The sequence below is a fragment of the Flintibacter hominis genome (assembly GCF_014287965.1).
In the GTDB taxonomy this organism is placed as follows: Bacteria; Bacillota; Clostridia; order Oscillospirales; family Oscillospiraceae; genus Lawsonibacter; species Lawsonibacter aceti.
The window spans coordinates 196,158-210,136 of sequence record NZ_JACOPO010000005.1 but is presented as its reverse complement, the minus strand read 5'-3'; the positions used below and the strand labels follow the sequence as shown (position 1 = coordinate 210,136).

Annotated in this window: 11 protein-coding genes and 1 other annotated feature; of the genes, 4 read left to right on the top strand and 7 right to left on the bottom strand. The window is 57.8% G+C overall.

The annotated features are described in order from the left end of the window. Positions 1-39: 39 nt before the first annotated feature. The 3 genes from H8S11_RS09515 to rpsO all read right to left on the bottom strand — a co-directional run bounded on the left by H8S11_RS09515 (position 40) and on the right by rpsO (position 4,804). Entirely contained in the window at positions 40-1,914 is a 1,875-nt protein-coding gene (locus H8S11_RS09515; protein WP_186852949.1) for an LTA synthase family protein, read from the bottom strand. Positions 1,915-2,121: 207 nt separating this feature from the next. Beyond that, on the bottom strand, positions 2,122-4,272 hold the full coding sequence (locus tag H8S11_RS09510) for a polyribonucleotide nucleotidyltransferase (RefSeq protein WP_147572503.1): 2,151 nt from the start codon (positions 4,270-4,272) through the stop codon (positions 2,122-2,124). Between the two features lie 265 nt (positions 4,273-4,537). Then, positions 4,538-4,804, bottom strand: a complete 267-nt coding sequence (gene rpsO / locus H8S11_RS09505; RefSeq protein ID WP_008982127.1) for a 30S ribosomal protein S15 — start codon at positions 4,802-4,804, stop codon at positions 4,538-4,540. A 377-nt stretch (positions 4,805-5,181) separates the two neighbouring features. Between rpsO and H8S11_RS09500 the strand changes: the two genes are divergently transcribed. Further along, the gene (locus H8S11_RS09500; RefSeq protein WP_186852948.1) at positions 5,182-5,334 is read left to right on the top strand and encodes a ribbon-helix-helix protein, CopG family; all 153 of its coding nucleotides are present in this window, start codon (positions 5,182-5,184) and stop codon (positions 5,332-5,334) included. 45 nt (positions 5,335-5,379) lie between these two features. Here H8S11_RS09500 and H8S11_RS09495 read toward each other — a convergent pair whose 3' ends face one another. The 3 genes from H8S11_RS09495 to ileS form a co-directional block, all read right to left on the bottom strand. Beyond that, positions 5,380-5,892, bottom strand: coding sequence for a macro domain-containing protein (locus H8S11_RS09495; protein ID WP_147572501.1), 513 nt, complete (start codon positions 5,890-5,892; stop codon positions 5,380-5,382). A gap of 16 nt (positions 5,893-5,908) precedes the next feature. After that, positions 5,909-7,273 (bottom strand): Na+/H+ antiporter NhaC family protein, encoded by a 1,365-nt coding sequence (locus H8S11_RS09490; RefSeq protein ID WP_186852947.1) that lies wholly within the window; start codon positions 7,271-7,273, stop codon positions 5,909-5,911. 346 nt (positions 7,274-7,619) lie between these two features. Beyond that, positions 7,620-10,397: an isoleucine--tRNA ligase gene (ileS, locus tag H8S11_RS09485; protein ID WP_186852946.1), complete on the bottom strand. Its 2,778-nt coding sequence runs from the start codon at positions 10,395-10,397 to the stop codon at positions 7,620-7,622. Positions 10,398-10,712: 315 nt separating this feature from the next. Continuing rightward, positions 10,713-10,968: a binding site (T-box leader), on the bottom strand. A gap of 180 nt (positions 10,969-11,148) precedes the next feature. Between ileS and glf the strand changes: the two genes are divergently transcribed. After that, on the top strand, positions 11,149-12,312 hold the full coding sequence (gene glf, locus H8S11_RS09480; RefSeq protein ID WP_186852945.1) for a UDP-galactopyranose mutase: 1,164 nt from the start codon (positions 11,149-11,151) through the stop codon (positions 12,310-12,312). A gap of 95 nt (positions 12,313-12,407) precedes the next feature. After that, on the top strand, positions 12,408-13,436 hold the full coding sequence (locus H8S11_RS09475) for a glycosyltransferase family 2 protein (RefSeq protein ID WP_186852944.1): 1,029 nt from the start codon (positions 12,408-12,410) through the stop codon (positions 13,434-13,436). Between the two features lie 80 nt (positions 13,437-13,516). Here H8S11_RS09475 and H8S11_RS09470 read toward each other — a convergent pair whose 3' ends face one another. Continuing rightward, entirely contained in the window at positions 13,517-13,669 is a 153-nt protein-coding gene (locus H8S11_RS09470; RefSeq protein WP_186852943.1) for a hypothetical protein, read from the bottom strand. A 133-nt stretch (positions 13,670-13,802) separates the two neighbouring features. On the opposite strand from H8S11_RS09470, the gene H8S11_RS09465 reads away from it, so the two are divergent. Continuing rightward, the gene (locus H8S11_RS09465; RefSeq protein ID WP_186852942.1) at positions 13,803-13,973 is read left to right on the top strand and encodes a ribbon-helix-helix domain-containing protein; all 171 of its coding nucleotides are present in this window, start codon (positions 13,803-13,805) and stop codon (positions 13,971-13,973) included. The last annotated feature ends 6 nt before the right edge of the window (positions 13,974-13,979 follow it).

Here is a 13,979-nt window from a genome sequence, read left to right as displayed (position 1 = left end):
TCAAAAAGGCCCCCGCCTGATATCAGGCGGGGGCCTTGTCTATTCAACGGGGAGGAGCTGGTTCTCTCTGAAATATTCGGCGGACAGAAACTGGTCCAGCAAAGCCTGATCCTCAGGCGCTAGTATATCAGTGAGCTGGCCGTCCACCAGATAGAGCCCCTGGGTGTGGACCAGGGGGGTGACGGCCCGGACCTGCCTGGACAGCTCCATAAAGCCGGGGCCAGTCCAGCCGCACTGGTCAAAGAGCTCTGTCATCAGGAAGCAGGGGGAGAAGTCTCCCCCGTCCCCCACAAAGTCCCGGCCCAGGGTCTCCTTGGCGGCAGAGTTGGCCCAAATCACATAGGGGGTGGCATAGTAGTCATAGAAGCCGTTCAGGGTGGACAAATCAAAGGTGGCCCCCATCTCAATATAGGCGGAGTTGCCGTTGCCGCCCCAGGGCTTGTGGTCGCCGAACAGGACCAGCACCACCGGCTCCTCCATCTCCTCCAGCCCCTGGACGAGAGTGGTGAGGGCCTGAAGGGTCTCGGCCACGCCGTTGAGATAATTGTTCCAAATATTACAGCTCTCCTGGCTTAGACCGGAGCCCTCTGGGGTGAGGTGCCGGGGCCCGGAGGGCAGCTCGGTACTGTATGGGCCGTGGTTCTGGTAGGATACAGAGAAGGAGAAGCAGGGGCCGCTCTGGACGCGCTCCTTCATCTGGGCCAGCAGCTCCTGGACCAACAGGGGGTCGGAGTGCCACTGGGCGAATACCGGGTCCACCAGCTCCCCATAGTGGTTCTCTGTGAACCAGTATTCCTCAAAGCCCAGGTACTGGTTCACGTTCTGGCGGTTGTAAAACCAGCCGAAGCCGGGGTGGCTGCCAAAGGTCTGATAGCCCTGGTCCTTCAAATACCACACATAGGAGTCGGTGTCCTTCCAAAACTCATCATGGGTGGAGTAGCCGGTGAGGAAGGCCCACTCGCTGTCCACCGTGCCCCCGGCAAAGATGTTGGTCAGCAGGTCGCCGGAGATGGACTGGGCCTCCAGCTGGTGCCAGGGGGCGTAGACCTGGGCCACCCCCTCCTGCCCGGCCAGGGCGTCGAAGTCGGTGAGGTCACAGAAGGCCTCCAGCATGATTCCCATGACCGATACCTTCTGACCCTCCGGGATGCTCTGGTCCTCGTACTGCTGAAGCAGGCTGTCGGCCTCCTCTTTGTCGTAGTTTTCCGGTGGGGTGGGAAGCATATCCCGGAAGGAGTGGAGAAAGGGGTACAGTCCACCCTTGGACAGATAGACCTCCACATCGGACCAGGCGTAGCGGATGGCCTGGGTGGGAGTCTGGTCATAGACAGTGGGGTTGAGGTAGAGGGACACAAAGGCGACGCCAATCAAGGCCAGACAGGACAAGGCGCCGAAGGTCCGCTCCCGCCAGCCCCGAATGCCATGGGGCATAAGGAAGATGGTAAAGAGCAGCCCGGCCACAAAGCAGAACAGGGCAAACCACACCAGCCAGGTCAGGTCCAGTGTGTAGTTGCCCACGATACCCCCGGCCTCTGCCGCCAACAGCAAGTCAGAGGCCAGCAGGGGGTCCGACCGGAGCCGGATCTTGAAGTAGTTGGCCAGAGCGATGGCCAAAACGGGCAGAAAAGTACAGATAAAGGCGGCCCAGCTCCGGCGGAACAAGAAGTAGAACAGCCAGATCAGCAGGACAGGAGGCAGAAGATTCAAGAACATGAGCAAGGGGCTGGAAAGATAGGCGCCCAGCAGATGCCAGGAGTTCAGACTGACATAGGCGGTAGCGGAAAAAAACAGGGAAAGGCCGCCGACGCAGCACCCCATTCCCGTCAGGGCCAGGGCCAGCCAGATGGTGTGAGCCCGGCCGCAGTGCTCCTGGGAGCCGTCGGGCAGTCGCATGATGGTAAGCAGCGTTTTCATTGGGAGGCACCTCTTACTATGGGGAGAAAAGGCCGGGTGGGAGAGAACGGCCGTGATTTTGGTCCCCAAATGACACTCCGTGTGGGAATTGTTGATATTATAGCACATATTTTGGAAAAGTAAAAGAAAACTCCCTCTGTGCTTTGAGGGAAAAGCAACGAGGTGGACAGCTTTGCTGTCCACCTCGTTTAAATGGTAAGAACAGATTTATTTGATGGGCTCGCCGGATTCTTTTCTGGCGCGGATCTCACGCAGGGCGTCCTTATAGGACAGGTTGACCCGGCCCTTGTCGTCAATTTCAGTGACCTTGACCCAGATCATATCGCCGATGTTGACCACGTCTTCCACCTTGTCCACCCGGTGCTCGGCCAGCTTGGAGATGTGGACCATGCCGTCCTTGCCAGGGGCCAGTTCTACAAAGGCGCCGAACTGGAGGATGCGGACCACCTTGCCGTAGTACAACTCACCCACCTGGGGGACAAAGACGATGGTCTCGATCATCTTCTTGGCGGCGTCGCAGGCCTCGGCGTTGGGGGAGGCGATGTGGATGGTGCCGTCATCCTCAATGTCGATCTGGGCGCCAGACTCGGCGGTGATCTTCTGGATGACGGAGCCGCCCTTGCCGATGACCTCACGGATCTTGTCGGGATCGATCTTGACGGTGATCATCTTGGGGGCGTACTTGCTCACCTCGGCCCGGGGGGCGGAGATGCAGGGCAGCATGATCTCGTCCAGGATGGCGAACCGGGCGTCACGGGTGATGTCCAGTGCCTCCTTAATGATCTCATGGGTCAGACCGTCGTTCTTCAGGTCCATCTGGATGGCGGTGATGCCGGCCTTTGTACCGGCCACCTTAAAGTCCATCTCGCCGTGGAAGTCCTCTACGCCCTGGATGTCAATGAAGGTAGTAAAGCCGCCGTTGTCGTCCTGGATCAGACCGCAGGAGATGCCGGCCACAGGGGCCTTGATGGGTACGCCGGCATCCATCAGAGCCAGAGTGGAGCCGCAGATGGAGCCCTGGGAGGTGGAGCCGTTGGAGGACAGTACCTCGGACACTACACGGATGGCGTAGGGGAACTCCTCCACAGAGGGGAGCACAGGCACCAGGGCCCGCTCGGCCAAGGCGCCGTGGCCGTACTCCCGGCGGTTGGTGGAGCGGGGGGCACGGGCCTCGCCCACGGAGTAGGGGGGGAAGTTGTAGTGGTGCATATACCGCTTCTCTTCCTCTTCCCAGATGGTGTCCAGCTTCTGGCTGGCGGCCAGAGTGTTCAGGGTACACACGGACAGCACCTGGGTCTGGCCCCGGGTAAACAGGCCGGAGCCGTGGACCCGGGGCAGGACGCCCACCTCGGCGGCCAGGGGACGGATCTCGTTTTTGGCGCGGCCGTCCACACGGTGGCCCTCCAGCAGCCAGGCCTTGACGATCTTCTTCTGGAACTTATAGGTGAACTCTTCCAGGTACTGGTCCATATCCGGATACTCCTCCAGATACTTCTCGTGCCACTTGTCGATCATGGCGTTCCAGCGGGTCTCCCGGACATTCTTGTCGTCGGTGTCCATGGCCTCCTTGGCCTCGTCCATGAACTCGTCCACGATCTTGTCGAACAGCTCCTGGTTGAACTGGGCGTGGTCATACTCCATCTTGGGCTTGCCGATCTCGGAGACGATCTGGTCAATAAAGTCGATCTGCTTGCGGATCTCCTCGTGGGCCTTCACGATGCCGGCGTACATGATCTCGTCGGGGATCTCGTCGGCGCCGGCCTCGATCATGACCACCTTTTCCCGTGTGGCGGCCACAGTGACGTCCATGCGGCTGGTCTTGCGCTGCTCCTGATTGGGGTTCAGGACAATCTGGCCGTCACAGTAGCCCACCTCCAGACAGCCGATGGGGCCGGCGAAGGGGATCTCAGAATAGCTGACGCAGGCGGAGGCGCCGATCATGGCGGCCACCTCGGGGGAGCAGTCGTAGTCCACACTCATGACAGTGCACTGAATGCACACGTCGTTGCGGAAGTCATAGGGGAACAGGGGACGCATAGGCCGGTCGATCAGGCGGCTGGCCAGCACGGCGGGCAGAGAGGGGCGGCCCTCCCGGCGCATAAAGCTGCCGGGGATGCGGCCCACGGCGTATAGCTTTTCCTCAAACTCCACGGACAGGGGGAAGAAGTCGATGCCGTCCCGGGGACGGGGGGACACCGTGACCGCCACATGGACCGTGGTGTCACCGTACTTGACCCAGGCGGCGGCGGAGGCCAGCTCGGTGGTCTTACCCACTTCAATGGTCAGAGGCCGGCCGCACAAGTCCATGGTCCAGGTCCTGTACTTGGGGAACTGTTTGTGCTTGATGATAGTTGACATCTCGGATTCTCCTTTGTTTCAAATTTTTCCGAACGTCCAACAACTCTTTAGCACTTGAATACAGGCCGAAACGGATAGGATCGAGCCAGAAAGTTCCTTTCCTGGGTTCTCGCCTTCGCCCCGGTCTAAGCACCCCTGCTGGGAAATTCGGCGCTTCGGCTCATATTCAACTGCTAAAAAAGTGCGGGAAATTCGGAGTTTTCGTTTGGTTTTATATGCGAACATAGGGCAGCACGCGGAACGCGCTGCCCTATGCGGCATAAACTTATTTTCTAATGCCCAGCTTGGCGATAATAGCGCGGTACCGCTCGATGTCCTTGGCCATCAGGTAGTCCAGCATCTTGCGGCGCTTACCGACCATTTTCAGCAGACCGCGGCGGGAGTGGTTATCCTGCTTGTGGACCTTCAGGTGCTCGGTCAACTCGTTGATGCGGGCGGTTAGAATGGCGATCTGGACCTCGGGGGAGCCGGTGTCAGTGGGATGGGTGCGGTTGGCCTCAATAACGGCCGTCTTTTCGTCCTTGCGAATCATGAAATTTCCACCTTTCTTAATTGCGGCATACTACTTTCCCGTCTAACGGTAAAGCCGCTTGTTGTTTTACCCTAAGGGCTGGGTAGCGGGCGGGCAGAACCCCGCGCACCTGCGCGGGCCATATCCCGGAACCAAGCCAGTGGGCATACCGACGCATTCTCATGCTGGGTTAATATATCACAATTTTCCCCCTATGTAAAGAAAAAAGTCCCGTATTCCAAGGAAATTTTTTATCTTTTCCCAGATCCGCAAGATGTAGTGGTCCTGCTGCCCGCCAGAGGCGAAGAGTTGAAGCGTAAAAATAATGCGAAATAATACAAAGTCATGCGACCGACGGAGCCTCCATTTCGGTATGATAGAAAAAAGGAGGTGATCCTGTGGCCAAGTCAGACGCTCAGATCAGCTTACGGCTGTCCAAAAAGCTCAAGGAGGAGTTAACGGCCCAGGCCAAGCGGGAACGGCGCAGCGTCACCGCTCTGATCCTTCGGGTGATGGAGGAGTATCTGAAGAACAGAGAAAGCGAAAAATAGCCTAAAAACAGCGGAAGGACCAATTTATTGGCCCTTCCGCTGTCTTTAGTTCTCTGGACAAAGCTGGCGCAGCACAGCCTGAGCCTGGGCCAGTATCTGGGGGGTGTAGAGGACCAGGGACACATCTAACTCTGGATGTTTGGCTTCAAATTTCAGGATCGCTTTTTCTGCTACTGTGAGGGCCTCCATTCTGGGTAGATGAAAGGCTCCGGAAAAGACCAGGGGGAAGGCCAGAGTTCTGCACCGGCACATCAGGGCTTGCTGCATGGCGTGGCGGTAGCAAGCCTCCATCAGCCGCTTTCCAGTTCGCAGGTCCCCCATCCACTCACCCAGGGCCACATGGATGATATACTTACAGGGAAGACCGAAGGACGGGGTGACTACTGCCGTACCCACAGGACAGCGGCGCAGTTTTTTGCAGGCGGCAGTAAGGGCCCTGGTATCAGCGGCGGCAAAAATGGCATCGCAGATGCCGGGAGACCGACGCAGATCGGGGGAGGCGGCATTGACGATGGCATCTGTCTCTATTTTGGTAATGTCACCAGTGAGTAGTTTCATAGGGTAAGACCTCCTGTCACAGTAAGAATCCGCACAGCAGATAGCCTGCCGCAGCGATGGCGGCGGCCAGCATGGCATAGGGAAACTGGGAAAGGGCGTGGTCCATATTTTCCATTTTACAGCAACTGGAGGTAAGAACGGTGGCGTCGGAGTAAAAGCAGGCGTGGCTGCCTAATACTGCTCCAGATACCACGGCTCCCATAACAACCAGCAGATTGGCATCCAGAGAAACGGCTAAGGGCAGGATAACGGGGACCACGATAGCGGGGATGCCCCACACACTGCCAGTGGAAAAGTTGAGGGCGGCTACCACCAGGAAGGTAATGCAAGGAAAAAATTCTGCGCTCATAAAGGGCTGAACCAAATTAATAATGTAGGGAGCAATGCCGATTTCGTTCATGGCCTCCTGCATGACAAAGGCAAAGTAAATGATGGCCACGGTGGGGATCATATTGCAGAAGCCGTGCATGGCCAAGTCGCAAGCCTTGGACAGGGACATGATCCGCTGGGGGACATACAGGAGCAGGCAGATAGCGATGGCGGCTATGACGGCCAGAAACAGCTCACCCCCCACGATAGCCAGGACGATGAGTACGCCGATGGGAATGACGAAGTTCCATACATTGCCCTGTATATCAGGGGCATCATCCTCGCCCTCCAAGTTCATCAGTTCGCTCTCTGGGGAGTAGACCGCTCCGGTCTTCGCCGCCCGCTGGTAGGCCGCCCGCATCTTGCCCATAGGTGGGATGACGGACAGGGCGAACAGGGGCACGATGACCACAGCGGCGATAGCATAAAACACAAAGGGAATGACCCGGTAAAAGGTAGAGATGCCGCTCCCGTAGCCCAGTTCTGGGACGCCGGCCTCAGCAAAGAAAAGACCGGAAAAGAACACAGCCCAAGTGGAGAAGGGGAGCAGAGCGCAGACCGGGGCGCCGGTGGAATCGATAACATAGGAGAGGGACTCCCTGGGGATATGGTGTTTGTCCGTTTCTTTTTTCATGCAGATGGATAGAGTCATGATGTTGAGATAGTCGTCTACAAAAATCAGGATGCCCATAATCCAGGTGATAATCAGTGTGCTTTTTGGCCCTCGGCACAGCTTGTCCAGTATTTTGGAAAAGCCCATGGTGCCGTGGGAGGCCCCCAGGAGGGCAATGAGGCTGCCAAACAGTAAACAAACCATAAATACCCACTGGTGGTCATAGCTGGTGGCCACCCGGAAAAAGGCGTCCATCCAGCCGAAGATAAATTTGGGTCCATCAATGATCAGATAGGCAACCAGGGTGCCCGCGATTAGGGGCTCCAGAGTTCGTCGGGTTTTTAATGCGATAGCCACCACTGTTACGATGGGCAGCAGGGTCAAGATGCCGTGATTCATATGAGGTACCTCCCTCTGTTTGGCACAAGTATAGTGTCAGAGGGATTAAGGAGGGCAAAGAGTTTGTCCGGAGGCATTAAAATAAAATAAGGAGGCGCCTGTGGAGTGAAGGGAAGGACTAGGGCAGTCCGATGATACGGCCGGTGTTATGGCGTAGCGGTGGATGATTGGGGTCTCCTGAGGGGAGAGTACGACTTGGGCGGAATAGACTCATGGACAAAAGAAAAAAGTTGCCTGGACATCCGTCCAGGCAACTTTTTTCTTTCCAGTTCCATTGCGCTTCCTGCGTGAAGCGATCATTATTTGAAGGTTCGGCGCAGGAGAACGAATCGAGAGGGGGTGGCTGTTAAAGCGCCTCAAAAGAGGTAGACTTTGCGATGACGCCTGCGCATCTGGGGCAGAGTGTGGGATGAGCCATATCGGCACCCACCAGGGGATGGTGCTTCCAGCAGCGCTCACACTTCTGACCGGCGGCCTCGGACACAGAGACAGCCAGCTCGCCGCCCACCGTGATCTCCACCTGGGAAACGATGAACAGGTCGGCCAGGAGGGCGCTGTCCATCTCGGCCAGGAAGGCGTCCTCGGACGGGACGGTGAGGGCCACGTCGGCCTCTAGGCTCTTACCGATCTTCTTCTCGTTCCGGGCTGCCTCCAGAGCGACGTTGACCGCGTCCCGGACGGCAATGATCTTATCCCACTGGGCCATCTGCTCCTGGGTGAGGGCATAGTCGGCAAAGGGCTTGTTCATCTCGTTGAGAAGCACGTTCCGGCCGTCGTCCTCCGCCCGGTGGGGCATGGCCAGCCAGATCTCGTCGCAGGTGAAGGCCAGGATGGGGGCAAACAGCTTGGTCATGGTGTCCAGGATAAGGAACAGGGCGGTCTGGGCGGAGCGGCGCTCCAGGCTGTCCTTGCCCTCGCAGTACAGCCGGTCCTTGATGATGTCCAGATAGAAGGAGGACAGCTCCACCACGCAGAAGTCATTGATGGCGTGGGACACCACATGGAACTCGTACTCATCATAGGCGGCGAAGCACTTTTCAATGAGCTGGTTCAGCTTGGTAACGGCCCAGCGGTCCAGCTCCAGCATCTCCCCAGGCTGGACCAGGCAGTTGGGGTCAAACCCATCCAGATTGCCCAGGCAGTAGCGGGCGGTGTTGCGGAACTTTAGATAATTCTGACTGAGCTGCTTGAAGATATTGTCCGAGCAACGCACGTCCACATGGTAGTCGGCGGAGCCGGCCCACAGGCGGATCAGGTCGGCGCCGTACTTCTTAAAGATGTCGGCGGGGTCTACACCGTTGCCCAAAGATTTGTGCATGGCCTTACCCTCGCCATCCACGGTCCAGCCGTGGGTGACGCACTCCTTAAAGGGAGCGCCCTGGCCCAGAGCGCCCACGGCGGTGAGCAGGCTGGACTGGAACCATCCCCGGTACTGGTCCAGGCCCTCCATATAGACGGTGGCGGGCCAGAAGCCCTGGTCCTTCTTCATGGAGGCGTAGTGGGTGGAGCCGGAGTCGAACCACCCGTCCAGAGTGTCCTCCTCCTTGGTAAAGCCTGCTTTGCTCCCACAGTGGGGACAGGAGAAGCCGGCAGGCAGAATGTCAGCGGCCTCCATCTCGTACCAGGCGTTAGAGCCCTTCTCACCAAAGAGCTTGGACACGGCGGAGATGGTGTCGTCGTTGCAGATGGGCTTGCCGCAGTCCTGACAGTAGAACACGGGGATGGGCAGACCCCAGCGGCGCTGGCGGCTGATGCACCAGTCGGCCCGCTCCCGGATCATGGACTTCATCCGGTCAATGCCCCAGCCAGGGATCCACCGCACGTCGTCGCAGGCGGCCACGGCCTGCTCCTTGAAGGCGTCTACAGAGCAGAACCACTGGGGGGTAGCCCGGAAAATGATGGGATTCTTGCAGCGCCAGCAGTGGGGGTAGGAGTGGACGATGTCCTCGCTGGCGAAGAGGGCGCCGCTCTCCTTCATATCGGCCAGAATGACGGGATTGGACTCCTCGGTCTTCATGCCGGCGTATTTTCCGGCGTAATCGGTGTGGCGGCCCCGGTCGTCCACGGGCACCACCATCTCGATTTTGTAGCGTTTGCAGGTCTCGTAGTCGTCTGCGCCAAAGCCGGGGGCGGTGTGGACACAGCCGGTGCCTGAGTCCATAGTGACATACTCGGCGGTGCAGAGCTGGCTGGTCTTGTCCAGGAAGGGATGCTGGGCCAGCATATACTCAAAGTCAGCGCCCTTGAACTGCTTGACGATCTCATAATTCTCAAAGCCGCCGATCTTCATCACCTTGGCGCACAGGGCCTCGGCCATAATATACATTTCGCCGTTGTCCGCCTTTACCAGCACATAGCTCTCCCGGGGGTGAACAGCGATGGCCAGGTTGCCAGGCAGGGTCCAGATGGTGGTGGTCCAGATCACAAAGTACATTTTGGACAGATCGCCGTACTGACTGAGCTTGCCCAGATCGTCCCTGACCTGGAATTTGACATATACGGTGGTACAGGGGTCGTCCTGATACTCGATCTCCGCTTCGGCCAGGGCGGTCTCATCCTTGGGGCACCAGTACACAGGCTTCAGGCCCTTATAGATGTAGCCTTTCTTGTACATCTCGCCAAAAACCTTGACCTCCTCTGCCTCGAAGCCGGGGTCCATTGTGAGGTAGGGGTTCTCCCAGTCCCCCACCACGCCCAGCCGCTTAAAGCCCTCCCGCTGGATATCCACATACTTCTGGGCGTAGTCGTGACAGGCGGTGCGGAATTCGGGGACGCTCATCTGCTTGCGGTTGAGTTTCTGCTCCTTGATGATAGCGGACTCGATGGGCATACCGTGGTTGTCCCAGCCGGGGATATAGGGGGTGTAGCGGCCCCGCATGGCCGCGGCCCGGACCATGAAGTCCTTGATGGACTTGTTCAGAGCGTGGCCCATGTGCAGATTGCCGTTGGAGAAGGGAGGGCCGTCGTGCAGGGAGAACAGGGGCTTGCCCTCGTTCTTCTTCAGCAGCTCGTGATACAGGTCCAGCTTCTCCCAGCCCTCCAGCATACCGGGCTCCCGGGCGGGCAGTCCGGCCCGCATGGGGAAATCGGTCTTGGGCAGGTTGATGGTCTTGTTGTAGTCCATTGGTTTGCTTCCTCCTATTTCAGGTCTTTTTTAGACTTTTCTATCAGATTACATGGGAATGTGACTAAGCCGCAGTGCCGGCAGAGCATCGTATGGGGAAATTGGGGAAACGGGTCCCGGGTAAACATACTGGTGGTATCGTCACCGTGGGGCCCCAGCTCCACCACGTCCGTCGGACCGCGGAAAAACCGTAATTCCTGTTGAGTCCAGAAGGGGTATTTTTAGGTGTGCATCGTCCCCTCCTCCATAGGGCGTCCACATTGGGGGCAGTCATAGAAGCCGCTCCTTTCAAAAAAGAAAACGCCTCTGTCCCCCGAAAGAGACAAAGGCGAAACATCCTCTGCGGTACCACTCTTCTTGCCGCGGGAAAAGACCACGGCCACTCAAGCCTGCCTGGTAACGGGGGCGTCCGGAGGCGCTTACTGTCAGGGAAGCCTGATCTCACAGCGCTTCCCGGTTCGGCCCTCTGCTCCAAGGTGATTTTCCCCTCCCCCTCCTGTCCGCCTCGCACCGGACCGGCGGCTCTCTGTACCATTCAGGGGTGGATACTCGTCCTTTTCATCGCGTGTTTCTATATGCAGTTGATATCTTATCTGCTTTTTCGGGGAATGTCAAGGGGGATGGAACAGCATATTACGCTTATTTTATCCAATCTTCAAGGAATTTTAATTTCCTTTTCCGGGAAAGTGTGATATGATACAAAGGAACATCTATAACGGCCAGCAGGCCGGAAAACGAGGTGGGATGGAGCTTGGAGGAGAAATTTGACGTTCTGGCCGTGGGAGCGGGCTATGCCGGCGCCGTGGCCGCCCGCGCTTTGGCGGATCAGGGGAAACGGGTCCTGGTGCTGGAGCGGAGGGACCACATTGGCGGCAATGCCTATGACCGTCCGGACCAGGCGGGGGTGCTGATCCACCAATACGGCCCCCATATCTTCCACACCAATGACAAACAGGTCTTTGACTGGCTTTCCCGGTTCACCCGGTGGCGGGACTACCAGCACCGGGTGGTGGCCAATATCCCGGACGGCCGGGGCGGACGGATAACCTATCCGGTGCCCTTCAACCTGACCTCCCTGGAAACGGCCTTCGGTCCGGAGGAGGGGAGACGGCTGGGGGATAAGCTGACCGCCGCCTATGGAGCGGAGAAAAAGGTCACCATTCTGGAACTGCGGCAAAATCAGGACCCGTCAATCGCCGCCCTGGCGGATTATGTGTACGAGCACGTCTTTGTCCACTACACCATGAAGCAGTGGGGCCAGAGGCCGGAGGACATTGACCCAAATACCACCGCACGGGTGCCCGTGTTCCTGTCCAGGGACGACCGCTATTTTCAGGATACATACCAGGGGATGCCTTTGGAGGGCTATACCCCCATGTTTGAAAGGATGCTGGACCATCCCAGCATCACCGTGGAGCTGGGGACGGACGCCTTGGGTCGGTTGGACCTGTCCGGTAACACACTGAAGGTAGACGGCGCCCCCTTTGACGGCCAGGTTATCTACACCGGCCAGGCGGACGAGCTGTTTGGCTTCCGGTTCGGCCCCCTCCCCTACCGCACGCTGGATTTTGCCTTCGAAACGCTGGAGCAGGACGACTTCCAGGGGTACGGCACAGTCAATTACACAGTGGACGAGGACTTTACCCGCATCACTGAGTTCAAACACCTGACCGGCCAGGCGGCGCCCGGCGTGACTACGATTGTAAAGGAATATTCCAAGGCGTATACCGGGGAGAGGGGCGAGATCCCCTATTATGCGATCATCAACCCGGAGAACAACGCCCTATACGCGAAATACAGGGCGGAGGCGGACCGGTTCTCCAACCTCCATCTGCTGGGCCGTCTGGCCGAATACAAATACTATAACATGGACGCGATTGCCGGGAAAGCACTGGAGCTGGCAGAAAAACTCTAGCCAATTCGGAGCCCGGCGGGGCGACTGAGAGGCTAAAAGCGCGGCGGGAACTTGGTTCCTGCTGAGGAAATCCACGTACAATGGGAGAGAAAGACATGGAAAAGCTCATTACTTTCGCGGTCCCCTGCTATAACTCGGCGGCCTATATGGAGCACTGTGTGGACACACTGCTCCAGGGAGGGGACGATATTGAGATCATCCTGGTGGACGACGGCTCCACCAAGGATGAGACCCCGGCCATCTGTGACCGTTACCAGGAGCGGTATCCCGGTATTGTCCGGGCCATCCACCAGGAGAACGGCGGTCATGGAGAGGGAGTCAACCAGGGCATCCGAAACGCCCAGGGCGTCTACTATAAAGTAGTGGACTCGGACGACTGGGTGGACGTGGACGCGCTGAAAAAGGTGCTGGACAAGCTGCGGCAGTTCCAGCGGGACGAAAAGCCCATCGATATGATGATCGCCAACTATGTCTATGAGCATGTGGAGGACAACACCCAAAAGGTAGTGAACTACCGGAACGTATTTCCCGTGGGCCGGGTCTTTGGCTGGGAGCAGATCGGGCGGTTCCGTCCCTCCCAGTATCTGCTGATGCACAGCGTCATCTACCGCACTCAGCTGCTGCGGGACTGCGGGCTGGAGCTGCCCAAACACACCTTCTATGTGGACAATATCTTTGTCTATCAGCCCCTGCCGGCGGTGAAGAATATGTACTACATGGATGTGGACTTGTACCGCTACTTTATCGGTCGGGCGGACCAGTCGGTCAACGAGAAGGTGATGGTCACACGGGTGGACCAGCAGCTGCGGGTCACCTATCACATGATCGGCTCTCACGATCTGCGCCAGGTCAGCGCCCAGCACAAGAAGCTGGGCCGCTATATGTTCAACTACCTGGCCATGATGATGGCTATTTCCTCCATTTTCCTGATTATCGACAATTCCCCCGAAGCACTGGGTAAGCGGACCCAGTTGTGGGAGTACCTGCGGACGGTGGACAGCGCGGTGTACCACAAGATGAAGTACCGGGCGGTCTCCGCCTTTACCGCCTTCCCCGGCTACCAGGGGCGGCGGCTGTCGGTGGGGCTCTACCGGCTGGCCCGGAAGATTTATAAGTTCAATTAAAGAGCGCGGGGCCGCCCATGGCTGTCATGGGCGGCCCCGCCGGCAATATGGGGCAGTCCTCTCCCCCGCGCCCCGCGCCTTCACTCCTCTGGTGGAAGCCGGCGGATGTGTTCCCGCAGGAGCTTTCGGATGTAGCTGGGGACAGAGCGGCAGTCCCGGTCCGCCAGATCCTTCAGGGCGGTGTAGAGCTCCTGGGACATTCGGACGGATACAGTTTTGTATGATTGTTCCATAGTATCACCTCAAGCAAACGATACCATATAGTTACCATGAAGTCAATATATGGACACTACTTGACGGTGAAAAAAATTACTGTTACCCTAATGACAGTAGATAGTAACTATATAGTACATAGGTGATGCGATTATGGGAGAAGCAGTATTGGTCAATCGAAAAAAACTCATCACATCCCTTGCCAATGAGCTGGTAGAGCCCTTTGACAAGCTGTCTAAAAAGACAAGGGTCCCCAAATCCCGCCTGATTGACGAGGCTGTGGAGGACTTGTTGAAAAAATATGAAAAAAGGATGGCCGAGTAGGCCATC